General features: G+C 68.0%; 22 protein-coding genes and 2 tRNA genes. 11 read left to right on the forward strand and 13 right to left on the reverse strand.

Going from position 1 to position 22,296, the window contains the following annotated elements:
* Positions 1 to 127 precede the first annotated feature (127 nt).
* From DTA15_RS21530 to fdxA, 5 genes are all read right to left on the reverse strand, one after another.
* Entirely contained in the window at positions 128 to 1,033 is a 906-nt protein-coding gene (locus tag DTA15_RS21530) for an AraC family transcriptional regulator (RefSeq protein ID WP_006486200.1), read from the reverse strand.
* A 20-nt stretch (positions 1,034 to 1,053) separates the two neighbouring features.
* Positions 1,054 to 1,539, reverse strand: coding sequence for a CreA family protein (locus tag DTA15_RS21535; protein ID WP_006486196.1), 486 nt, complete (start codon positions 1,537 to 1,539; stop codon positions 1,054 to 1,056).
* A gap of 127 nt (positions 1,540 to 1,666) precedes the next feature.
* Positions 1,667 to 1,742 (reverse strand) — tRNA-Asn (locus DTA15_RS21540).
* A gap of 73 nt (positions 1,743 to 1,815) precedes the next feature.
* Positions 1,816 to 1,891 (reverse strand) — tRNA-Asn (locus tag DTA15_RS21545).
* A 102-nt stretch (positions 1,892 to 1,993) separates the two neighbouring features.
* On the reverse strand, positions 1,994 to 2,317 hold the full coding sequence (fdxA, locus tag DTA15_RS21550) for a ferredoxin FdxA (protein ID WP_006496521.1): 324 nt from the start codon (positions 2,315 to 2,317) through the stop codon (positions 1,994 to 1,996).
* Positions 2,318 to 2,586: 269 nt separating this feature from the next.
* Here fdxA and pncB point away from each other — a divergent pair, with 269 nt between their 5' ends.
* The 5 genes from pncB (at position 2,587) to DTA15_RS21575 (ending at position 8,553) form a co-directional block, all read left to right on the forward strand.
* Positions 2,587 to 3,786 (forward strand): nicotinate phosphoribosyltransferase, encoded by a 1,200-nt coding sequence (pncB, locus tag DTA15_RS21555; protein WP_006486197.1) that lies wholly within the window; start codon positions 2,587 to 2,589, stop codon positions 3,784 to 3,786.
* Positions 3,787 to 3,873: 87 nt separating this feature from the next.
* The gene (locus DTA15_RS21560; protein WP_006486205.1) at positions 3,874 to 4,536 is read left to right on the forward strand and encodes a LutC/YkgG family protein; all 663 of its coding nucleotides are present in this window, start codon (positions 3,874 to 3,876) and stop codon (positions 4,534 to 4,536) included.
* Positions 4,537 to 4,579: 43 nt separating this feature from the next.
* Positions 4,580 to 6,010, forward strand: coding sequence for a sodium:proton antiporter (locus DTA15_RS21565; RefSeq protein ID WP_006486191.1), 1,431 nt, complete (start codon positions 4,580 to 4,582; stop codon positions 6,008 to 6,010).
* 81 nt (positions 6,011 to 6,091) lie between these two features.
* Positions 6,092 to 7,081, forward strand: coding sequence for a 2-hydroxyacid dehydrogenase (locus tag DTA15_RS21570; protein WP_006486189.1), 990 nt, complete (start codon positions 6,092 to 6,094; stop codon positions 7,079 to 7,081).
* Positions 7,078 to 8,553 (forward strand): DNA recombination protein RmuC, encoded by a 1,476-nt coding sequence (locus DTA15_RS21575; protein WP_006486198.1) that lies wholly within the window; start codon positions 7,078 to 7,080, stop codon positions 8,551 to 8,553. The genes DTA15_RS21570 and DTA15_RS21575 overlap by 4 nt, the downstream gene beginning before the upstream one ends.
* A gap of 90 nt (positions 8,554 to 8,643) precedes the next feature.
* Here DTA15_RS21575 and DTA15_RS21580 read toward each other — a convergent pair whose 3' ends face one another.
* The 6 genes from DTA15_RS21580 to DTA15_RS21605 all read right to left on the reverse strand — a co-directional run bounded on the left by DTA15_RS21580 (position 8,644) and on the right by DTA15_RS21605 (position 15,865).
* Positions 8,644 to 9,129 (reverse strand): GNAT family N-acetyltransferase, encoded by a 486-nt coding sequence (locus DTA15_RS21580; RefSeq protein WP_006486211.1) that lies wholly within the window; start codon positions 9,127 to 9,129, stop codon positions 8,644 to 8,646.
* Positions 9,126 to 9,401, reverse strand: coding sequence for a hypothetical protein (locus DTA15_RS21585; protein WP_006476519.1), 276 nt, complete (start codon positions 9,399 to 9,401; stop codon positions 9,126 to 9,128). The genes DTA15_RS21580 and DTA15_RS21585 overlap by 4 nt, the downstream gene beginning before the upstream one ends.
* A 39-nt stretch (positions 9,402 to 9,440) precedes the next feature.
* Entirely contained in the window at positions 9,441 to 10,706 is a 1,266-nt protein-coding gene (gene moeA, locus DTA15_RS21590) for a molybdopterin molybdotransferase MoeA (RefSeq protein ID WP_012492431.1), read from the reverse strand.
* Between the two features lie 111 nt (positions 10,707 to 10,817).
* Positions 10,818 to 11,435, reverse strand: coding sequence for a molybdenum cofactor guanylyltransferase MobA (mobA, locus tag DTA15_RS21595; protein ID WP_006488635.1), 618 nt, complete (start codon positions 11,433 to 11,435; stop codon positions 10,818 to 10,820).
* Positions 11,436 to 11,457: 22 nt separating this feature from the next.
* Entirely contained in the window at positions 11,458 to 12,570 is a 1,113-nt protein-coding gene (moaA, locus tag DTA15_RS21600) for a GTP 3',8-cyclase MoaA (RefSeq protein WP_006488636.1), read from the reverse strand.
* A 130-nt stretch (positions 12,571 to 12,700) separates the two neighbouring features.
* Positions 12,701 to 15,865, reverse strand: a complete 3,165-nt coding sequence (locus DTA15_RS21605; RefSeq protein WP_006488631.1) for an Rne/Rng family ribonuclease — start codon at positions 15,863 to 15,865, stop codon at positions 12,701 to 12,703.
* Positions 15,866 to 16,584: 719 nt separating this feature from the next.
* Here DTA15_RS21605 and DTA15_RS21615 point away from each other — a divergent pair.
* Genes DTA15_RS21615 through DTA15_RS21630 form a run of 4 tightly spaced genes read left to right on the forward strand, consistent with a single transcriptional unit; the run spans position 16,585 to position 19,657 of the window.
* On the forward strand, positions 16,585 to 17,589 hold the full coding sequence (locus DTA15_RS21615; protein ID WP_006488632.1) for an RluA family pseudouridine synthase: 1,005 nt from the start codon (positions 16,585 to 16,587) through the stop codon (positions 17,587 to 17,589).
* 5 nt (positions 17,590 to 17,594) lie between these two features.
* On the forward strand, positions 17,595 to 18,254 hold the full coding sequence (locus tag DTA15_RS21620) for an HAD-IA family hydrolase (RefSeq protein ID WP_006493743.1): 660 nt from the start codon (positions 17,595 to 17,597) through the stop codon (positions 18,252 to 18,254).
* Positions 18,251 to 18,652 (forward strand): Rieske (2Fe-2S) protein, encoded by a 402-nt coding sequence (locus DTA15_RS21625; RefSeq protein WP_006493745.1) that lies wholly within the window; start codon positions 18,251 to 18,253, stop codon positions 18,650 to 18,652. Before DTA15_RS21620 ends, DTA15_RS21625 begins: the two co-directional genes overlap by 4 nt.
* Positions 18,653 to 18,664: 12 nt before the next feature.
* A complete protein-coding gene (locus DTA15_RS21630) occupies positions 18,665 to 19,657 on the forward strand; it encodes a S49 family peptidase (RefSeq protein WP_006489694.1) in 993 nt (330 codons plus the stop codon).
* Positions 19,658 to 19,725: 68 nt separating this feature from the next.
* On the opposite strand, the gene DTA15_RS21635 is transcribed toward DTA15_RS21630, so the two are convergent.
* Together DTA15_RS21635 and DTA15_RS21640 are read right to left on the reverse strand one after the other, a co-directional pair.
* On the reverse strand, positions 19,726 to 20,448 hold the full coding sequence (locus tag DTA15_RS21635) for an SAM-dependent methyltransferase (RefSeq protein WP_006489699.1): 723 nt from the start codon (positions 20,446 to 20,448) through the stop codon (positions 19,726 to 19,728).
* A complete protein-coding gene (locus tag DTA15_RS21640) occupies positions 20,445 to 21,077 on the reverse strand; it encodes a Maf-like protein (protein WP_006489696.1) in 633 nt (210 codons plus the stop codon). The genes DTA15_RS21635 and DTA15_RS21640 overlap by 4 nt, the downstream gene beginning before the upstream one ends.
* A gap of 230 nt (positions 21,078 to 21,307) precedes the next feature.
* Here DTA15_RS21640 and DTA15_RS21645 point away from each other — a divergent pair, with 230 nt between their 5' ends.
* Positions 21,308 to 21,943: a DUF177 domain-containing protein gene (locus DTA15_RS21645; protein WP_006489698.1), complete on the forward strand. Its 636-nt coding sequence runs from the start codon at positions 21,308 to 21,310 to the stop codon at positions 21,941 to 21,943.
* 98 nt (positions 21,944 to 22,041) lie between these two features.
* Positions 22,042 to 22,221, forward strand: coding sequence for a 50S ribosomal protein L32 (gene rpmF / locus DTA15_RS21650; protein WP_006051932.1), 180 nt, complete (start codon positions 22,042 to 22,044; stop codon positions 22,219 to 22,221).
* The last annotated feature ends 75 nt before the right edge of the window (positions 22,222 to 22,296 follow it).

Here is a 22,296-nt window from a genome sequence, read left to right on the forward strand (position 1 = left end):
GAGCGGGAGGATAGCGGGCCGGTGGCGGGCCGGCTTGTATGTTCTTGCGCCCGCCGGAACGGGGCCGGTGCCCGCGTGCCGGCCGGCGCGGGCGGCCGTGCGGCCGACGACGGCGGGAAGCCGCGCGTCAGCTTGCCTGCCAGCGCCCGGGCGGCACGCCGAACATCCGTTTGAAATGCCGCGTGAAGTGGCTCTGGTCGACGAAGCCGCTGGCCGCCGCGACATCGGCGACCGGCACGCCCGCGCGCAGCGGCGCCAGCGCACGCTGCAGCCGCAACTGGTTGCGCCACGCATGCGGCGGCATGCCGGTCGTACGCGTGAACAGGCGCGCCGCGTGAAACGGCGACAGGCCGGCCGCCTGCGCGACCTCGTCGAGCGTCACCGTGGACATCAGGTCGGCGGCGAGCCGCTCGCGCATCGCGTCGACGCGTGGCTCGTCGGCCGCGAGCGGCGCGGGTCGCGGCCGTACGTCGGCGTGGCGCACGATCAGCGTCGACAGCGCGTCGAGCATCGCGGTTTCGGCGGCGAGCGGATCGTAGATGCGCGGCGCGCCGGTGGCCGGATCGCCGGCCGGCTGTCCGGCCGCATCGGCCTGCGACGACAGCGCGCGCTCGCTGCCGGCTTCCAGCATCCGGTGCGCGAGCGTGAGCCGGGCCGCGAGATCGGCGTCGCGGATCACGTCGGGGGCAAACCACGGTGCATCCTGCGGGCGGCCCGCGATCGTACTCGCGAGTTCGTGGATGAATTCGACCGGCATGTAGCTGACGCGATAGCACCAGCCTTCGTCGGCGGCACGCGAGCCCGTGTGCACTTCACCGGGATTGATCACGGGCACGGTGCCCGTTTCGGCGACGTAGCCGGTGCCGCGATAGGTGAAGCGTTCCGCGCCTTCGAGAATCACGGGGATCGTGTACGCGTCGTGCCAGTGGGGCGCGAACGCGTGATCGCGATAGGTGGCCGTGAGCAGATCCGCGTCCGGCACGAGCGGCGTGCGCCAGTAGCGTGCGGAATCGGGGAGGCGGGCGGCGGACATGATCGGGCGCGGGAGCGGGCTTACTTGACCGGAATCGTCGTGCCGGCGGGCATCGGCACCGCGGTCACGGCGTTCTTCGGGCTGCCGCTGACGATACGGTCGCTGTAGGTCAGGTAGACGATCGTGTTGCGCTTCTTGTCGATCACGCGCACGACGTGCAGCGTCTTGAAGATGAACGACATGCGTTCGCTGAACACGTCGGTCTGCTGCTTGAGCGGTTCCTTGAAGCTGATCGGGCCGACCTGCCGGCACGCGATCGACGCTTCGCTCGGATCCTCGGCGACGCCGAGCGTGCCCTTGATCCCGCCGGTGCGGGCGCGCGACACGTAGCAGGTCACGCCATTCACGACCGGATCGTCATAGGCCTCGACGACCACGCGATCGGAGCCCGTGACGCGGAAATGGGTATTGACGCTGCCGACTTCCTCCGCGTGCGCGAACGGTGCGGCGGCGACGGCGGAGAACAGGAGGGCGACGGGGGCGAAACGGAAGAGGCGATGCTTCATCGACGGAACCGGATGCGAATGCGGGACAGAAACTCTAGCATGCGCATGACCGGACCACGAAAAGCGGGAAGAGGGAACGGCGGCCGGAAAAACAAAAGGCCCGTCGAATGACGGGCCTTTCGCTGTTTGGCTCCCCGACCTGGGCTCGAACCAGGGACCTACGGATTAACAGTCCGGCGCTCTACCGACTGAGCTATCGGGGAATAAATCGGTACATCTGCGTGTTGTGTGTTCCAACAAAAAACCCGTCCACTTTCAACGTGGCCTTTGCGTTTTTGGCTCCCCGACCTGGGCTCGAACCAGGGACCTACGGATTAACAGTCCGGCGCTCTACCGACTGAGCTATCGGGGAACAAACAAGCAACAGCAGAGAAACGAGATTGTATGGAGTGTTCGCTAACCTGTCAACACCTTGGAGCCGCGCCGCATGAAATTTTTTGCGGCCGCCGCGCGATCAGCGCTCGAGCAGGTGCAGCTTCTCCTGCACGTCCTTCCACTCGTCCGCGTCGGCCGGCGCCGGCTTGGTCTTCGTGATCGACGGCCAATTCTTCGCCAGCTCGGCATTCAGCTCGGTGAACTGCTGCTGGTCGGTCGGAACGTCTTCTTCGGCATAGATCGCATTGGTCGGGCATTCGGCGACGCACACGGCGCAGTCGATGCACTCGTCCGGATCGATGGCGAGAAAGTTGGGACCTTCACGGAAGCAATCCACCGGGCACACATCCACGCAATCCGTGTATTTGCACTTGATGCAGCCTTCGGTCACAACGTGAGTCATTAAAACGCTCCTGCTTGGCGGTATATATGGGGTGGCGTTTGCGCCAAAAGCGGCATTGTAACTGAAGCGCAAAACCCGCATGACGTGGTCGGCTATCCGGCTTATATCGTTTCGTGATTAGTTTATGGCAGGCGCAACGCGGATACCCGCGCACCCGGCGGCGAGGGCGGTTTCACGATGGTCCGGCCCGCATTCGGGTAACATGACCGACAGACCGGGCGGCGCGCGGTGCGCCGGGGCCCGGTCATGATATTGGCGGTGCCGTCATCATGATCATCACTTCGCTGCTGGACACGGATCTCTACAAGTTCACGATGATGCAGGTCGTCCTGCATCACTTTCCCGCTGCAAACGTCGAATACCGCTTCCGGTGCCGCACGCCCGGCGTCGATCTCGTGCCGTACATCGACGAGATTCGCGACGAGGTGCGCGGCCTGTGCTCGCTGCGCTTTTCCGACGTCGAACTCGATTACCTGCGGCGGATGCGCTTCATCAAGAGCGACTTCGTCGATTTCCTCGCGCTGTTCCACCTGAACGAGAAGTACATCTCGGTCACGCCGTCGCCGAAGGGCAACGGCGAGATCGACATCGTGATCGAGGGGCCGTGGCTGCATACGATCCTGTTCGAGATCCCGGTGCTCGCGATCGTCAACGAAGTCTATTTCCGCAACACGCAGCGCGAGCCCGACTATCGCGAAGGCCGCGAACGGCTGCGCGAGAAGATCAAGCTGCTCGGCGCGAAGCCCGAGTTCGCCGACTGCAAGATCGCCGATTACGGCACGCGCCGGCGCTTCTCGAAGGTCTGGCACGAGGAAGTCGCGCTCACGCTGCGTGACGGGCTCGGCCCGCAGTTCGCGGGCACGAGCAACGTGCTGTACGCGATGAAGCACGACATCACGCCGCTCGGCACGATGGCGCACGAGTATCTGCAGGCGTGCCAGGCGCTCGGCCCGCGGCTGCGCGATTCGCAGATCTACGGCTTCGAGATGTGGGCGAAGGAATATCGCGGCGACCTCGGGATCGCGCTGTCGGACGTCTACGGCATGGACGCGTTCCTGAACGACTTCGACATGTACTTCTGCAAGCTGTTCGACGGCGCGCGCCACGATTCGGGCGATCCGTTCGAGTGGGGCGAGCGGATGCTGCGCCACTACGAAGCGAACCGGTGCGACCCGCGCACCAAGGTGCTGGTGTTCTCGGACGCGCTCGACATTCCGAAGGTCATGCAGCTGTACGAACGGTTCCGCGGCCGCTGCAAGCTCGCGTTCGGCGTCGGCACCAACCTCACCAACGATCTTGGCTACGTGCCGCTGCAGATCGTGATCAAGATGGTTCGCTGCAACGGGCAGCCGGTCGCGAAGCTGTCCGATTCGCCGGGCAAGAGCATGTGCGACGACAAGGCGTATCTCGCGTACCTGCGGCAGGTGTTCGGCATCGCGCAGCCGGTCGAGGAAGACGCGTCGAAGTAGGCGCCGGCCGTTGGGCCGAAGGTGCGTCGCGGCAGGGGCGGTCGGTATAATCCGACGTATTGCCCGCCACCGTCACGAGGACCGTTCATGGACACTTCCGCTGCCCGTCGCCAGATCCTCGCGCGCATTCGCGCAGCGCAGGGGCGCGCGGCCGAACCCGATGCAGCGGAGCGCGACGGCGTCGCCGACTATCTCGCCCGTCATCCGGAGGGGCCGCGCCCGCCGGCGCCGGCCGACCTCGTCGCCGCTTTCGTCGACGAAGCGGCGCGCCTGTCGACCACGGTCGACGAAGTCGCGACGCTGGCCGACGTGCCTGCCGCCGCCGCCCGCTATCTTGCCGCTCACGGCCTGCCGACGCAGGCCATCGCTTGGCGCACGCTCGCCGATCTCGACTGGGCCGGCGCCGGCCTGTCGGTCGAGTGCCGCAAGCCGCGCGACGGCGATCTGGTCGGCCTGACCGGCTGCTTTTGCGCGACCGCCGAAACGGGGTCGCTGGTATTGCTGTCCGGCCCCGACACTTACGCATCGGCCGGCCTGCTGCCGGAAACCCACATCGCGATCGTGCCGGCATCGCGCATCGTCGCCGGTCATGAAGACGCGTTCGCGCTGATTCGCGCGGAGCGCGGCGAGCTGCCGCGCGCGGTCAATTTCGTGTCCGGCCCGTCGCGCACGGGCGACATCGAACAAACGATCATCCTGGGCGCACACGGCCCGTACCGCGTGCACGCGATCGTCGTACGGGGCGCATGACGCGCCCGCTGCATTCACCCCTACTCGAACAAGGAAGTTCTGCATGAAACGACATGCCGCCTGGGCGGGCATGGCGTCGGGAATCGCGCTTGGCGCCGCTCCCGCGCTTGCATCGGCCGCCACGCTCGACGGTGCCACGCTGTCCGCGCTCTGGGGCATCCCGTTCGCCGGGATCCTGCTGTCCATCGCGCTGTTCCCGCTCGTCGCCCCCGTGTTCTGGCATCACCACTTCGGCAAGATCGCCGCCGGCTGGGCGATCGTGTTCCTCGCGCCGTTCGCGGTCGCGTTCGGCATCGGCACCGCGTTCGGCACGCTCGTGCATGCGCTGCTCGAGGAATACATTCCGTTCATCGTGCTGCTCACCGCGCTCTATACGGTCGCGGGCGGCATCTGCGTGAACGGCAACCTGCATGGGTCGCCGAAACTGAATACCGCGATCCTCGCGCTCGGTACGCTGCTCGCGAGCGTGATGGGCACGACGGGCGCCGCGATGCTGCTGATCCGGCCGCTCCTGCGCGCCAACGACAACCGCAAGCATGTCGTGCACGTCGTGATCTTCTTCATCTTCCTCGTCGCGAACGCGGGCGGCTCGCTGTCGCCGCTCGGCGATCCGCCGCTGTTCCTCGGCTTCCTGAACGGCGTGAGCTTCTTCTGGACGACCACGCATCTCGCGCTGCCGATGCTGTTCATCTGCGTGGTGCTGCTGACGCTGTTCTTCGCGCTCGATACGTACTTCTACCGGAAGGGCGGCGAGGAGCGGCCGGCCGCGCTCGATCCGACGCCCGACGGTGCGGCGCTGTCGATCGACGGCAAGGTCAACTTCGTGCTGCTGGCGGCCGTGATCGCGCTCGTGCTGATGAGCGGCGTGTGGAAGCCGGGCATCTCGTTCGACGTGTGGGGCACGCACGTCGCGCTGCAGAATCTCGTGCGCGACGTCGCGCTCGTGGTCGTGACGCTCGTGTCGCTCGCGCTGACGCCGCGTTCCGCGCGCGAGGGCAACGCGTTCAACTGGGCGCCGATCGAGGAAGTCGCGAAGCTGTTCGCGGGCATCTTCGTGACGATCGCGCCGGTGATCGTGATCCTGCGCGCCGGCGCGGATGGCGCGTTCGCGCAGATCGTCCATCTCGTCACGGGCCCCGACGGCAAGCCGATCGACGCGATGTACTTCTGGGCGACCGGCATCCTGTCGTCGTTCCTCGACAACGCGCCGACCTATCTCGTGTTCTTCAACCTCGCGGGTGGCGATGCGCAGACGCTGATGACGACCGGCGCGTCGACACTCGCCGCGATTTCCGCCGGCGCGGTGTTCATGGGCGCGAACAGCTACATCGGCAACGCGCCGAACTTCATGGTGAAGGCGATCGCCGAATCGCGCGGCGTGAAGATGCCGAGCTTCTTCGCGTACCTCGGCTGGGCGCTCGTCGTGCTGATACCGGTATTCCTGCTGACGTCGTGGCTTTTCTTCACGGCGTAAGCTGACGATTTTCAACCCCGAGCGGGCGGTCCCGGCGGCGCATGGTGCGCCGCCATCCGTCCGCGGCATGCGGAGATGGCGATGCAGAAGATTCTGGTCGCGCGTCCGATCTTTCCGGACGTGATCGAACGGCTCAAGCAGTATTTCGAAGTCGACTGGAACGACGGCGACGCGCTCGCGCCCGACGCGCTCGCCGCGCGTCTGGCCGACAAGGACGGCGCGCTGACGGCCGGCGACCCGGTCGGCGCGGCCACGCTCGCGGCGGCACCGCGTCTGCGCGTCGTGGCGAACATGGCGGTCGGCTACAACAACTTCGACATGGCCGCATTCAACGCGGCGAACGTGCTCGGCACCAATACGCCCGACGTGCTGAACGAATCGACCGCCGATTTCGGCTGGGCGCTGATGATGGCCGCGGCGCGCCGGATCGCCGAATCCGAACACTGGCTGCGCGCCGGCCACTGGCAGAAGTGGGCGTACGACGGCTTTCTCGGCGCCGACATCCATGGCTCGACGCTCGGCGTGATCGGGATGGGTCGCATCGGCCAGGCGCTCGCGCGCCGCGCGCGCGGCTTCGGGATGCAGGTGATCTACCACAACCGGTCGCGGGTCGCGCCCGAGATCGAAGCCGAGCTGAATGCCGAATACGTGTCGAAGGATGCGCTGCTCGCGCGCGCCGATCATGTCGTGCTCGTGCTGCCGTACACGAAAGAGAACCATCACACGATCGGCGCGGCCGAGCTCGCGAAGATGAAGCCGACGGCGACGCTGACCAACATCGCGCGCGGCGGGATCGTCGACGATGCGGCGCTGGCCGTCGCACTGCGCGACGGGACGATCGCCGCGGCCGGCCTCGACGTGTACGAGGGCGAGCCGAGCGTGCATCCGGCGCTGCTCGAGGTGCCGAACGTCGTGCTGACGCCGCATATCGCAAGCGCCACCGAAAAGACCCGCCGCGCGATGGCGGATCTCGCCGCCGACAACCTGATCGCCGCGCTGGGCGAGGGGCCGCGGGCGGGGCGGCCGCCGAATCCGATCAACCCTGACGTGATCGGGAAGCCGCGCGCATGACGATGACGTTGTTGCTTGCGGCGGTCGTCGTGCTCGCTGTCGCGCTCGCGGTGGCGATCGTCGCGCTCGTGCGCGGCGGCCGCCACGACGATGCGGCCGTGCTCGGCGACCAGATCGAGGACGCCGCGCATGCGCAGGCGCGCGCGGTCGAGCGGCTCGAGCGCGAACTGCGCGGCGAGATCGTCGAAAATGCGCGCGGCTCGCGTACCGAGCTGGCCGGCAGCTTCGCGCAGTTGCAGCAGACGCTCGCCGCGCAACTGACGAGCGTGGCGACCGTGCAGAACAACCAGATCGAGGGGTTCGCGCAGCAGCTCGGCAAGCTCGTCGCCGGCAACGCGCAGCAGTTCGACGCGATGCGCGAGAGCGTGCAGCGCCAAGCCCAGCAGGCGCGCGAGGAGCAGACGGGCGCGCTGCGGCTGTTCGGCGACACGTTGCACCGGCAGCTCACGCAACTGACCGAGGCGAACGATCGCCGGATCGGTGAAGTGCGTGCGACGCTCGAACAGCGGCTGAAGGAAATCGAGACGAACAACGCGGCGAAGCTCGAGGAGATGCGCCGCACCGTCGACGAGAAACTGCACGCGACGCTCGAGCAGCGGCTCGGCGAATCGTTCAAGCTCGTGTCGGACCGGCTCGAGCAGGTGCATCGCGGGCTCGGCGAGATGCAGACCCTCGCGGCCGGCGTCGGCGACCTGAAGAAGGTGCTGACCAACGTGAAGACGCGCGGCACCTGGGGCGAGGTGCAGCTCGAAGCGCTGCTCGAACAGATGCTCACACCCGAGCAGTACGCGAAGAACGTCGCGACGGTGCCGAAGAGTACCGAGCGCGTCGAATTCGCGATCCGGCTGCCGGGCCGCGATGCCGGCACGCGCGACGCGCCGCCGGTGTGGCTACCGATCGACGCGAAATTTCCGCGCGAAGACTACGAGCGGTTGATCGACGCGCAGGAGCGCGCCGATGCGGTGGCGGTCGAGGAGGCGGCGCGTGCGCTCGAGGCGCGGGTGCGGATGGAAGCGCGCACGATCGCCGAGAAGTACGTCGCGCCGCCGCACACGACCGATTTCGCGCTGCTGTTCCTGCCGACCGAGGGGCTCTATGCGGAGATCCTGCGCCGCCCGGGGCTGACCGACCTGCTGCAGCGCGACTATCGCGTGACGGTCGCCGGGCCGACCACGCTCACCGCGCTGCTGAACAGCCTGCAGATGGGGTTCCGCACGCTCGCGATCGAGCAGCGCTCGAGCGAGGTGTGGCAGGTGCTCGGCGCGGTCAAGACCGAGTTCGGCAAGTTCGGCGACGTGCTCGCGCGCACGAAGTCGCAGCTCGAAACGGTCACGCGTTCGATCGAGGCGGCCGAGCAGCGCACGCGCGTGATGAACCGCAAGCTCAAGCAGGTCGAGGCGTTGCCGGGCGATACGGCGGCCGGGCTGCTCGGCGCGGAAGGGGCCGAAGGCGCCGATGCGGACGATGCATGACACGCGTTGCCGGCCGCCGCCGGACAGAAAAAACGGGCGCCGCGGCGCCCGTTTTCCTTTGCAGCGATCGCCGGCGTGGCCGGCCCGCGCTCAATGCGCGGCGAGCGTGTCCAGCGCGCCACCCGTCACGCGTACGATGCGCCACTCCGGCAGCACGGTCGCGCCCATCTTCTCGTAGAAATCGATTGCCGGCTGGTTCCAGTCGAGGACCGACCACTCGAAGCGCGCGCAACGGCGCTCGACGGCGAGTGCCGCGAGATGACGCAGCATCGCGGTGCCGAGGCCCGTACCGCGCTGCGACGGCTGCACGTACAGATCCTCGAGATAGAGCCCGCGGCGGCCGAGGAACGTCGAATAGTTGTGGAAGAACAGCGCGTACGCGACGATCGCGCCGTCACGCTCGGCCACCAGCGCTTCGGCCGCGGGGTGCTCGCCGAACAGCGCGTCGGCGAGATCGGCTTCGGTCGCGACGAACAGATCCGTGAGCTTCTCGAACTCGGCCAGCTTGCGCATCAGCGCGAGGATCGCGCCGACGTCGCGCGGGGCGGCCGCGCGGATCAGCGGCGTGCCGCTCACGCTTCCTCCGGCGGATCGGACAGCACGATTTCGATGCCGCCGAAGCGCGACGCGACCCAGTTGTACGCGTGGCACGCAATCCACAGCAGCACGAAACCGAGGATCGCGTTCAGCAGCAGCGCGCTCAGGATCGTGCTCAGTTCGACCATCCCGTAGCGGATGTACGCGACGAGAATGCCGAGCAGCACGATCGGCACGCTGAACGTCAGGTAGACGAGAATCAGCGCCTTCGCGGTCTGTCCCGCGGCGATCGACGAGATTTGTTTCTTCATGTGCGGATTGCCCCCGTAGAGATATACCGATAGTGGAATTCAGATCAGGCCGTCGAGCGGCAGGATGTCGACTGGGGCGCCCGCGTCGACTGCCGCGGTATCGTGGCCCAGGACGATGAAACAGTTGGCGTCTGCGAGGCCGCTCAGCGACGCGGAGCTTTGCGATCCGGCCGGTACGACGTGCCATTGGCCGTCGGCGGCGCGCGTCGCGATGCCGCGCAGGTATTCGGTGCGACCGGGGCGCGTCTTCAACGGCTGCGTACTGCGCGCCGTGTACATCGCCGGTGGCGGCGTCTGCGCGCCGGCCAGCGTCAGCAGCGCGGGGCGCACGATGGCGTAGAACGTCACGGCGGACGCGACCGGATTGCCGGGCAGCCCGAAGAACAGCGCGTGGCCGGCGCCGTCGGCCGCGCGTGCGAGCGTGCCGCACGCGAGCGGCCGGCCGGGCCGCAGCGCAAGGCTCGCGAACGTCACGTCGCCGAGCCGCGCCATCACGTCGCGCGTGAAGTCGGCTTCGCCGACCGACACGCCGCCCGACGTGACGACCGCATCGGCCTGCGCGGCCGGGTCGTCGCGGACGATGCCGAGATCGATCGCATCCACGTGCAGGCGTTCGAGCATCGCGATCAGCATCCCGCGATTGCTGTCGTACAGCGCGCCGCGGCCGAGCGGTTCGCCGGGCTCGCGCAGCTCGTCGCCGGTCGAGAACACGGCGACGCGCACGCGCCGGCGCACCATGACGTCGGTGACGCCGAACGACGCGAGCAGACCGAGATCAGACGGCCGCAGGACGCGGCCCGCGGCGAGCGCACAGGCGCCGCGCGCGAGATCCTCGCCGGCCTTGCGGCAGTTCGCGCCGCGCGCGACGTCGCGCGTGGCGAAGCGGATCGTGTCGCCCTCGACGCGCACGCGTTCCTGCGGGATCACGGTGTCGCATCCGGCCGGCATCGGCGCGCCGGTCATGATCCGCACGCATGCACCGGCTGCCACGGCGCCGTCGAACGGATGGCCGGCGAATGCGGTGCCGGCGACCGGCATCGCGACCTCGCCCTGCGGCGACGCGAGTGCCGCGCTGCCGCCGTCGAACGCATAGCCGTCCATGGCCGAATTGTCGTACGCGGGAATGTCGAACGGCGCGCTCACGTCGACCGCGAGCACGCGGTCGAGCGCATCGCGCAGCGTCACCGTGTCGCACGCGTCGACGGGCACCGCGAAGCGGCACGCGAGCGCCTGCGCGTCGGCGAGCGACAGCGGGACGTCGGGGTCGGGTGCGGTTCGGGAGGCGGGCGAGGATTGCGTGATCATCAGTCGGACTGCGCCGCAAGGCGTATCGGGTTCGTGGCCGGTGGCGCGAGGAGGGTGCCTGGGCGCGGGTTTCGCGTGTGGCGGGCGCCGGGCGGGAACGGCACGGGGCCGTCAGCGGCGGGCCAGCGCGGCGAGTTCCTGCCAGGAGTTGGCATTGTAAAACGCACGCTCGTCGCGAAACTCGACTTCGACCGTCTTGTGGCGTGCGTACCACGCACGCACCTTGCGGTCGCCGGCCGCGAGGCGCGCGGCCAGATCGTCGGCCAGCGACGTGCGCAGCAGCGCGAACGTCGGCTGCGGCGAGCGCAGTTGCTGCGCGTCGACGGTGACCGCCATCGCAATGTCGGCCTGCTGTGCGTCCAGCGCCGTATGCAGTTGCGCGACGAGGTCGGCGGGCAGATACGGCGTATCGCACGGCGAGCACGCGACCAGCGGCGCGCGCGCCGCGCGCATGCCGGCGAGCAGGCCCGCGAGCGGCCCGGGGAAGTCGGGCGTTTCGTCTGCGACGATGCGCGCGTCGAACGGCGCACCGAGCTCGGCATAGCGATCGGCATGGCGGTTCGCGCTGATCAGCGTCTCGTCGACCTGCGGCGACAGCCGGCGCAGCACGTGCAGCGCGAGCGGCGTACCGTCGAGCAGTTGCAGGCCCTTGTCGACGCCGTCCATGCGGGTCGCTCGGCCGCCTGCGAGCAGCAGGCCGGCGATCGACGGAGAAGCGGGAGCGGGCATCGTGTGAAGGCGGAAAGAGGCGTCAGCCGCCGATATACGACATTTCGACGCGCTTGCCGGCGCCGTCGGGCGTGGCGTCGGCCGAGGCGCTGCCGCGCAGCTGCGAATAGCGATCGGTGCGCGCCTGCCAGATGCGCGCGATCGCAGTCGCGATCTCTGCATCGCTTGCGCCGCCCCGCACGAGCGCACGCAGGTCGTGGCCGGCCGACGCGAACAGGCACAGGTACAGCTTGCCTTCGGTCGACAGCCGGGCACGCGTGCAATCGCCGCAGAAGGCCTGCGTGACGCTCGAGATCACGCCGATCTCGCCGCTGCCGTCCGCATAGCCCCAGCGCTGCGCGGTTTCGGCCGCTGTGTGCGGCTCGAGCGGCACCAGCGGGAAATGTTCGGCGATGCGCGCGACGACGTCCGCCGACGGCAGCACCTCGGTCATGTTCCAGCCGTTCGACGTGCCGACGTCCATGTATTCGATGAAACGCAGGATCACGCCGGTGCCGCGGAACCGCTCGGCCATCGGCAGGATCTCGCTGTCGTTGGTGCCGCGCTTCACGACCATGTTGACCTTGACCGGCGCGAGGCCCGCGGCCTGCGCGGCGAAGATGCCGTCGAGCACGTCGGCGCTCGCGAACTCCGCATCGTTCATGCGCTTGAACAGCGTGTCGTCGAGCGCATCGAGGCTGACCGTGACGCGCGTGAGCCCGGCGTCCTTCAGCGCGCGCGCCTTGCGTGCGAGCAGCGAGCCGTTGGTCGTCAGCGTCAGGTCGAGCGGGCGGCCGGCATGCGTCGTCAGGCGCGCGAGGCGCTCGATCAGGAATTCGAGGTTCTTGCGCAGCAACGGTTCGCCGCCCGTGATACGGATCTTCTCGACGCCGTGTGCGACGAAGAGTCGCGCCACGCGCTCGATTTCCTCGTGCGTGAGCAGCGCGCTGTGCGGCAGGAACGGGTAGTCCTTGTCGAAGACCGCGCGCGGCATGCAGTACACGCAACGGAAATTGCAGCGGTCCGTCACCGAAATGCGCAGGTCGCGCAGCGGCCTGGCGAACGTGTCGGCCAGCGTGCCGTCGGGGGCATGCGCGACGCCGGAGACGTCCGGCATCCCGCTGACGTCGGCGAGAGGAATGATGCGTCGGGACATGTTGGAAGAAGTGCGGACCAGACCTCTATTTTAGCCGCAACCGGCCGGTGGGTCCGGTGGGCGGAAACCCGCAGCGCGGACATGAAAAAGCCCGCCGGAGGCGGGCTTTTCCTGGTCGGGCGATGCGCCGTTAGTGGTGCGTCGTTTCGACCTGCTGCATCGGCGCCGTATCGGCCGGCGGCAGCACCTTGCGTTCGCGCGGCACGCGGGCCGGGCGCGGGAGTCGCGATGCGGCTTCCTGCGCGGCCGCGAACTTGTCGGCGTCCGTGTTCACCCAGACGAGACCGGCCTGCTCCAGCACGACGTCCAGGCTCGCCGAAGCGGGCGCGGCTGCCGGTTGTGCGGGGGCGGGAGCCGGTGCCGGTGCGGCGACGGCCTCGACCGGCGCGGCTGCGACCGGTGCCTCGGCCACCGCAGGCGCGGCTTCGACCACCACCGGAGCGGTCTCGATCGCCACGGCAGCCGGTGCGGCCTGCTCGACCGGTGCGGCTTGCGGCGCCTCGGCAGCGACCGGAGCGGCGGCCGGCACTTCGAACGCATCGGTCGGCGACACCGCGACCGGCGTCGGGCCTGCTTCCGCGACGGCCGGTGCGACCGGTGCCGGTTCGGCTGCCTGGGCGGCGACGGGCTCGACCGAGGCGGCCGGAGCCACTTCGGCGAGGGCCGGTGCCGGCTGCGCTTCGACAGCGGCCGGTGCGGCATGCTGCTCGGCGACGGCTTCCACGGCGACCGCGCTTGCCACGGCCGCGACGACTGCCGGCGCGGCCGTGTGAGCCGGTTCGGCAGCGACCGGGGCGGCCGGCGTCACCGCTTGCGCGGCGACTTCGCCTTCGGCGCCTTGTTCGGCCTGCTCGACTGCGCCGTCTTCCTCGCGCTCGCGACGACCGCCGCGGCGGCCGCGACGGCGACGGCGGCGTTCTTCGCCGTCACGTGCGCCGGCTTCCGCATCGGCTGCCAGTTCCGCGCCGGGCAGGGCTTCTGCCGCCACCTTGTCGGTTTCCGGTTCCGGATGGTTTTCACCGCGGGTGACGGTTTCGAGCGTGGCTGCGTGCTGGGTCGGCTTGCGGCGTTCGCCGCGCTCGCGACGCTCGCCGCGTTCCTGACGCTCGCCACGGCCGGTTGCTTCGACGCCTTCCGGCTGTTCGGCACGCTCGCGCGGTTCGCGGTTCTCGCGCGGTTCGCGCGGCTCACGGCCTTCACGCGGCTCGCGACCTTCACGCGGGCCACGGCCCTCGCGACCTTCGCGACCCTCACGGTTTTCACGACCTTCGCGGTTTTCGCGGCCCTCGCGACCTTCACGCAGCTCACGACCCTCGCGCGGCTCACGGCCTTCACGCGATTCGCGCACTTCCTTGCCTTCGCGTTCCTGGCGTTGCGGCTGGCCACGGCCTGCGGCTGCCGGGTCGCGGCCGCCTTGCGCCTGCTGGGCGCCGCCGCGACGGTTGCGATTGCGATCGCCGCCGCGCTGCTCGGTCTTTTCCGTGCGCTCACGCGCCGGACGGGCTGCCTGCTCCTTCGCCGGTGCCGGCGCGACCGGTGCGGGCGCCGGTGCCGGCGACACGCCGAACAGGCCCTTCAGCCAGCCGATGAAGCCGCCGCTTGCCGCGGCGACGGGCGCCGGGGCGGGGGCGGCAACGGGCTCGACCGGACGCTGCGGAGCCGGGCTCGGTGCCGGACGCTCGGGCGTGATGCCCTTGACCGCGGCTTCCTGCTTCGGCTTCACTTCGGCCGCCCGCTTGCTGTAGCCGGTTTCCGACTCGAGCTCGCGGGCCGCTTCCTCGGCCATCTTCCAGGATGCGCGCGGATCGTCGAGGCGCGCATCGTCGTGACGCAGGCGCTCGAGCTTGTAGTGCGGCGTATCGAGGTGCTTGTTCGGGATCAGCACGATGCCGACCTTGAAGCGCGACTCGATCTTGTTGATTTCCTGACGCTTTTCGTTCAGCAGGAAGGCTGTCACCTCGACCGGCACCTGGCAGTGGATCGCCGCGGTGTTTTCCTTCATCGCTTCTTCCTGAATGATCCGCAGGACCTGCAGCGCGGACGATTCGGTATCGCGGATGTGGCCGGTGCCGTTGCAGCGCGGGCACGTCACGTGGCTGCCTTCCGACAGCGCCGGGCGCAGGCGCTGGCGCGACAGTTCCATCAGGCCGAAGCGCGAGATCTTGCCCATCTGCACGCGCGCACGGTCGTGCTTGAGCGCGTCCTTCAGGCGCTGCTCGACTTCACGCTGGCTCTTCGCCGATTCCATGTCGATGAAATCGATCACGATCAGGCCGCCGAGGTCGCGCAGGCGCAGCTGGCGGGCGACTTCGTCGGCCGCTTCGAGGTTCGTGCGGGTGGCCGTTTCCTCGATGTCCGCGCCCTTGGTCGCGCGTGCGGAGTTCACGTCGATCGCGACGAGCGCTTCGGTGTGGTCGATCACGATCGCGCCGCCCGACGGCAGCGGGACCGTGCGCGAGTACGCGGTTTCGATCTGGTGCTCGATCTGGAAGCGGGAGAACAGCGGCACGTCGTCGTGATAGCGCTTCACCTTCGCGACGTTGTCCGGCATCACGATGTCCATGAAGGCACGGGCCTGATCATGGATTTCGTTCGTATCGATCAGGATTTCGCCGATATCCGGCTGGAAATAGTCCCGGATCGCGCGGATCACGAGGCTCGATTCCAGATAGATCAGCATCGGCTGGCCGGCGTTGCCGCTTTGCGAGGCAGCCTCGATCGCGCGCCACAGTTGCAGCAGGTAGTTCAGGTCCCACTGCAGTTCCTCGGCGCTGCGGCCGATGCCCGCGGTACGGGCGATCATGCTCATGCCGTCCGGAATCTGCAGCTGCGCCATCGTTTCGCGCAGTTCCTGGCGCTCGTCGCCTTCGATTCGGCGCGATACGCCGCCGCCGCGCGGGTTGTTCGGCATCAGCACGAGATAGCGGCCGGCGAGCGAGATGAAGGTGGTGAGGGCGGCGCCCTTGTTGCCACGCTCTTCCTTCTCGACCTGGACGATCAGCTCCTGGCCTTCGCGCAGCGCATCCTGAATGCGCGCGGAGCGCATGTCGATGCCTTCCTTGAAGTACTGGCGGGCGACTTCCTTGAACGGCAGGAAGCCGTGGCGGTCTTCGCCGTAGTTGACGAAGCACGCTTCGAGCGACGGCTCGATACGGGTGATGACACCTTTGTAGATATTGCCTTTGCGCTGTTCGCGCCCGGCGGTTTCGATGTCGATGTCGATGAGCTTTTGCCCATCGACGATGGCGACGCGCAGCTCCTCCTGCTGCGTCGCATTGAACAGCATGCGTTTCATGAACGACTCCAGGCGGCTCCGCTGCCGGCGCCTCGCGGTTGTCAGGCGCGAGGGCGGGAACGACGACAGGCCGCACCTTGTTGTGTTGTCACGAGCACGCTGGAGCGGGAATGCTGGCGGGGAGAATTGCCTGAAGAGGCGCTTGGGCCCGAAAGACGGGGCCGGCGGCCATAGGGCACCTGCGAATACGGCTTCAAAGCACGGCGTTCACACACCGCACGCTGCAAAAGCGCGCTAAGCCTGTCCGGGCATTGCCACGGGCGCGCGCAATGCGTCGCGCGCGCCGACGGGCGGCAGATGCTGCGGCTTGGGCCGCAGCGGGGAGTATCGAATCCAGCCCGACTTTCCCGCTTGGGGTGTACTTCCCTGGTTTGACGTCGCCAAGCCCCGCACGCTTCGCGGGGCCAAATCGGGCGCAACGCCGTAATTTTCGCAACCGGCAGCCTGCGGACGCACTGCGCGCCGTCGGCTGCCGATCAAATTCTTTTCAACCAACTTTCCGTTACCGCGGCGCCTTGCCGACCGAATCCGCCTGTGGGCGCGATCCTTGCCGACGGGCGGCGCCGTGCGTGCAACTTGCTGCTTCTCTTTGATTAGGGGCGAGCAGCGGACCCCCGGCGCAAGTAAAATAGCAGTTTGCGCTTGCGCCTTGCCCGATTCAGCCGGGGCCGGCCGGTCAGGCCACCCACAACGTCAGGCTGGGCAAAATTATATTCAGTATGAATGAGTTAGGCAAAATATCCCAGAATTCGGTCGCAAGCGGCCAGGTATCGATGATCGAGATCGACGAAAACTCGGCCGGTCAGCGCATCGACAACTTCCTGTTGCGCGTCTGTAAAGGCGTGCCGAAAAGCCATATTTACCGGATCCTCCGCAGCGGCGAAGTGCGCGTGAACAAGGGCCGGATCGACGCGCAGTACCGCCTGGAGCTCGGCGACCTCGTCCGCGTGCCGCCGGTGCGCGTGGCGGCGGCCGACCTCGCGCGCGCCGACACGCCCGTCGTGCCGCCCGCGAATTTCGACGTGCTGTACGAGGACGACGCGATGCTCGTCATCGACAAGCCGGCCGGGGTCGCGGTCCACGGCGGCAGCGGCGTCGCGTTCGGCGTGATCGAGCAGATGCGCCAGGCGCGTCCGCGCGCGAAATTCCTCGAACTGGTGCACCGGCTCGACCGCGAGACGTCCGGGATCCTGATGCTCGCGAAGAAGCGCACGGCGCTCGTCGGCCTGCACGAGCAGATCCGCGAGAACCGGATGGACAAGCGCTACTTCGCGTGCGCGCACGGCGAATGGCAGCCCGACTGGGGCCGGCGCCGCGCGGTGAAGGCGCCGCTGTTCAAGTATTCGACCCCGGAAGGGGAGCGCCGCGTACGGGTGCAGGAGGACGGGCTCGCGTCGCATACGGTGTTCAATCTCGTCGACCGCTGGCCGAACTACGTGCTCGTCGAAGCGGAACTCAAAACGGGTCGGACCCATCAGATCCGGGTGCACCTCGCGCATCTCGGCCTGCCGATCGCCGGCGACGCCAAGTATGGCGATTTCGCATTGAACAAGGCGCTGGCGCGCGCGAACGCGCAGCCGTCGCTGAAACGGATGTTCCTGCATGCGCACCGCCTCAAGCTCGCTCATCCGCTGACCGGCGAGGCGCTGCAGTTCGATGCGCCGCTGCCGGCCGAGTGCCGGCGCTTCCTCGATCAACTCAGCGCATTGCGCGATACCGCCTGAACCGCATGGCCCGACAGCAATTTGACCTGATCGTCTTCGACTGGGACGGCACGCTGATGGATTCGACTGCGCACATCGCGCACAGCATCCAGGCGGCATGCCGCGATCTCGGCTTGCCCACGCCGTCCGACGAAGCTTCCCGCTACGTGATCGGCCTCGGCCTGCGGGACGCGCTGCAGATCACGGCGCCGACCCTCGATCCGTCCGACTACGCACGGCTGGCCGAGCGCTACCGCTATCACTACCTGCTCGACGACCAGCGCATCGAGCTGTTCGCCGGCGTGCGCGAGCTGCTCGCCGAACTGCGCGATACGGGCTATCTGCTCGCCGTCGCGACCGGCAAGGGTCGGGTCGGGCTGAATCGCGTGCTCGACCAGTCGAAACTGACGAGCTGGTTCGACGCGACGCGCTGCGCGGACGAAACGTTCTCGAAACCGCATCCGGCGATGCTGCACGAGTTGTCGCGGGAATTGGGGCAGGACCTGTCGCGCACCGTGATGATCGGCGATACGACGCACGACCTGCAGATGGCGGCCAGCGCCGGCGCGGCCGGCGTCGGCGTCGCGTATGGCGCGCACACGGCCGATGCGCTGGCGGCGCTCACGCCGCGCTTCGTCGCGCCGGACGTCGGTGCGCTGGCCGCATGGCTGCGGGAGCACGCATGAGCGCGGCGCCGGACGCCGTGCGCGTGTGCGCGTCGGACGCGCTGACCGACGGCGGCGCCGGGGTGCGCGTCGACGCGACGCTGCGCGGCGAGCAGGCGGTCGTGTTCTTCGTGCGCTACGACGGCCGCGCCTACGGCTACCTGAACCGCTGCGCGCATGTGCCGATGGAGCTCGACTGGGCCGAAGGGCAATTCTTCGAGTCGTCGGGCCTCTATCTGATGTGCGCGACGCACGGCGCGATCTACGCGCCGGATACCGGCAAGTGCGTCGGTGGCCCGTGCCGCGGCGGCCGCCTGCGGCCGGTCGAGGTCGACGAGCGCGACACGCCCGACGGCCGTGCGGTATTCTGGGTGCCCGATGCGGACCTGCATCCCGCCACGCCCGCCACGACCGACTGACGACACCACTGCATGGCCGACCAACCGAATTCCCCGGATTCCTCCTCCCGTCCCGACAGCCGTGAACCGGCCTGGGAGCGCGCAGCGCTCGAGCGGATCGCGCTCGCGGCCGTCAAGGAGCAGCGTGCCGCACGGCGCTGGAAGATCTTCTTCCGCTTCGCGTTTCTCGCCGTGTTCGTGCTGCTCGCGTTCGCGCTGATCGATTTCTCGAGCGATTCGAAGTTCTCGTCGAGCGGGCGGCATACGGCGCTCGTGACGATCGACGGCGAGATCGCGGCAGGCGTCAACGCGAACGCCGACGACATCAACACCGCGCTCGACGCTGCGTTCGACGACGACGGCACGGTCGGCGTCGTGCTGCGGATCAACAGCCCGGGCGGCAGCCCGGTGCAGGCCGGCATGGTCTACGACGAGATCCGGCGGCTGCGCAAGAAGTATCCGGACAAGCCGCTGTACGTCGTCGTGACCGACATGTGCGCATCGGGCGGCTATTACATCGCGTCCGCGGCCGACAAGATCTTCGTCGACAAGGCGAGCATCGTCGGCTCGATCGGCGTGCTGATGGACGGCTTCGGCTTCACCGGGCTGATGGGCAAGCTCGGGGTCGAGCGGCGCCTGCATACGTCGGGCGAAAACAAGGGCTTCTACGATCCGTTCTCGCCGGAAACGCCGAAGATGGACGCGCACGCGCAGGAGCTGCTCGACCAGGTGCATGCGCAGTTCATCAAGGCCGTGAAGGATGGCCGCGGCAAGCGGCTGCACGAGACGCCGGACATGTTCTCCGGCCTGTTCTGGACCGGCGAGAAGAGCGTCGAGCTCGGGCTCGCCGACGGCTACGGCACCACCGACACGGTCGCGCGCGACGTGCTGAAGGCGCCGGATCTGGTCGACTATACGGTGAAGGAAAGCCTGACGAACCGTGTCGCGCGCAAGTTCGGCGCGGCCGTCGGCGGCGCTGCGATGAAGGCGCTGACGGCTGGCGGCGCGTCAGTCAGCCTGCGCTGACGGCGGCGATCGGCGGGCCGCGATGGCCCGCCTTTCATTCATCGGTGGATCGCCGGTCGCGGCATCAATCAGTTCGCGAGCAGCAGGAAGATCGCGGGGCGCTTGTGCAGATTCGGCGCCGGCGCCTTTTTCCAGTCCGCCGCCGTGCGGCTCGCGATCGTCTCGGTCGCGAGGGTCAGATCGGCCGCGACGCAGATCTGCGTCGACGGCGCGCAGGTCGCGACCAGCGTGTCGAGCATCGCGTGATTCCGGTACGGCGTTTCGATGAAGATCTGCGTCTGGCGCGCCTTGCGCGACAGTTGCTCGAGTTCGCGCAGGCGTTTCGCGCGCGCGGCCGCATCGACCGGCAGATAGCCGTTGAACGCGAAGCTCTGGCCGTTCAGGCCCGACGCCATCAGCGCGAGCAGGATCGAACTCGGTCCGACGAGCGGCACGACCTTCACGCCGCGCTCGTGCGCGCGGCGCACCAGCAACGCGCCGGGATCGGCGACGGCCGGGCAGCCGGCCTCCGACACGAGGCCGGCATCCGCGCCGGCCAGCACCGGTGCGAGCAGCCGGTCGATCGCGCCGGCCGGCGTATTGACGTTCAGCTCGCTGATCTCGATTTCCTGGATCGGCCGCGTCGTACCGATCTTCTTCAGAAACGCGCGGGTCGTTTTCGCGTTCTCGCCGATGTAATAGCCGAGCGTGCCGGCGCGCGCCTGCACGGCGGCGGGCAGCACGGCGGCGAGCATCGATTCGTCGCCTTCGCCGAGCGTGTTCGGAACGAGATAAAGCGTGCCGGCGGTCATGCGCGGTCTCCACGAGTGGTTGCAAACAACGGGTAGCCGGCGGCGCGCAGCATCCGCGTGAGGGCGATCAGCGGCAGGCCGACGAGTGCGGTGGGGTCGTCCGAGTCGATCGCGTCGAGCAGGGCGATGCCGAGCCCTTCGGATTTCGCGCTGCCGGCCACGTCGTACGGCGTTTCCGCGTGCAGGTAGGCGTCGAGTTCGGCCTCGGGCAGCGAGCGAAAGCGCACGTGCGTGACGATGTCCTCGACCTGCGCTTCGTCCGTACGGCTGTCGTACAGGCAGAGCGCGCTGTGGAATTCGACTTCGCGGCCCTGCATCGACACGAGTTGCGCGAGCGCGCGCTCGTGCGTACCGGGCTTGCCGATCTGGTGGCCGTCGAAGGTCGCGACCTGATCCGACCCGATCACGAGCACGCCGTCCGGCGCGTCGATCGTCGCGGCCACCGCGCGTGCTTTCGCGGCGGCGAGGCGCAGCGCGGTCGCGGCCGGCGTTTCGCCGGCGAGCGGGGTTTCGTCGAGGTCGGGCGACACGACGTCGAACGGCACGCCGAGGCGCTCGAGGAGCGCTCGGCGGTAACGGGAACTGGAAGCAAGAATCAGCCGCGGCGGGCGGCAAACGGTATCCGGCATGGTCGGTTGGATCGGTGAGTCGTCAGGTGTGGCGCGGCGTTGCGCGGACGCAAGCTTAAGTGATTGACCGCAAAAGGTAAAACAGGTATGCTTTCCCGCTTTTCGTCGGCAGGCTTTCGTGTGGTGGCGCCTGCCGGGTCTTCGGAAGTAAAGTACGTCATCCTTCGATGAGCCGTACGCGAGCGGTGCCAAGCCGGATCCCGCAAGTCAGCCTGTAGGCAGGAGCGCACATGAACACTTCTTCTGGCAAACCTGCGGCGGCGCTCGATCCGCACGCGGTCGACCTGTTCGAGTTTGCCCGCAGCGGGCGGCAGGCAGCCGGCGCGGTGCACCTCTCGCAACTGCCGCGCATGTTAAACGAAGTGCCGACGGACGCGCCAGATCGCGACACGGTCTTCACGTGGCAGGCGGAAGGGTTCACGCAAAAGGAGTTGCAGGACGACGGCACCGACGGGCAGCAGCCGTATCTGCGCCTCGCGGTGCACGGCCATGCGTGGCTCACGTGCCAGCGCTGCATGACGCCGTACGACCAGACGTTCGACGTCGACATGACGTACCGGATCGTCGCGACCGAAGAAGAAGCTGAAGAATTTCCGCTCGACGACGATGAAGCCGATGTGATCGTGGGCTCACGCCAGTTCGATCTCGTCGACTTGATCGAAGAGGAATTGCTGCTTTCGTTGCCGCTCGTGCCCAAGCACGAGGTTTGCCCGGCAGTTCACGAAAGCCTCGTGTCGGGCGCGAGCGGTCCCACGGAAGAGACGGACGAGGCGTCCGACGAAGCCGGGGACGAAGGCAAACGGCCGAATCCGTTCGCAGCGCTGGAAGCGTTGAAGAAGGACGGTGACGGCACCAAGAAACACTAAGCAGTTGTGGCGCGGGAAGGCGTAAGGGCTTTGGGCCAGGGTAGTTAAGCGCCGGATCGGGCTGTGTTAGAATCCGGAAAATTATTTAGGAGTTAGTCATGGCAGTCCAGCAAAACAAGAAGTCGCCGTCGAAGCGCGGCATGCATCGTTCGCACGATTTCCTGACGGCAGCGCCGCTGGCAGTCGAGCCGAGCACGGGTGAAGTGCACCTGCGTCACCACGTCAGCCCGAACGGCTACTATCGCGGCAAGAAAGTCGTCAAGACGAAGAACGACTAAGCGTCAAGTCACGCGTTGCGCGCTACGCTCGCCGTTCGCGTGACAACTGGTTCGCTTGACACTTTCCTGGCTCAA

The organism is Burkholderia cenocepacia (assembly GCF_900446215.1).
GTDB classification, from domain to species: domain Bacteria; phylum Pseudomonadota; class Gammaproteobacteria; order Burkholderiales; family Burkholderiaceae; genus Burkholderia; species Burkholderia cenocepacia.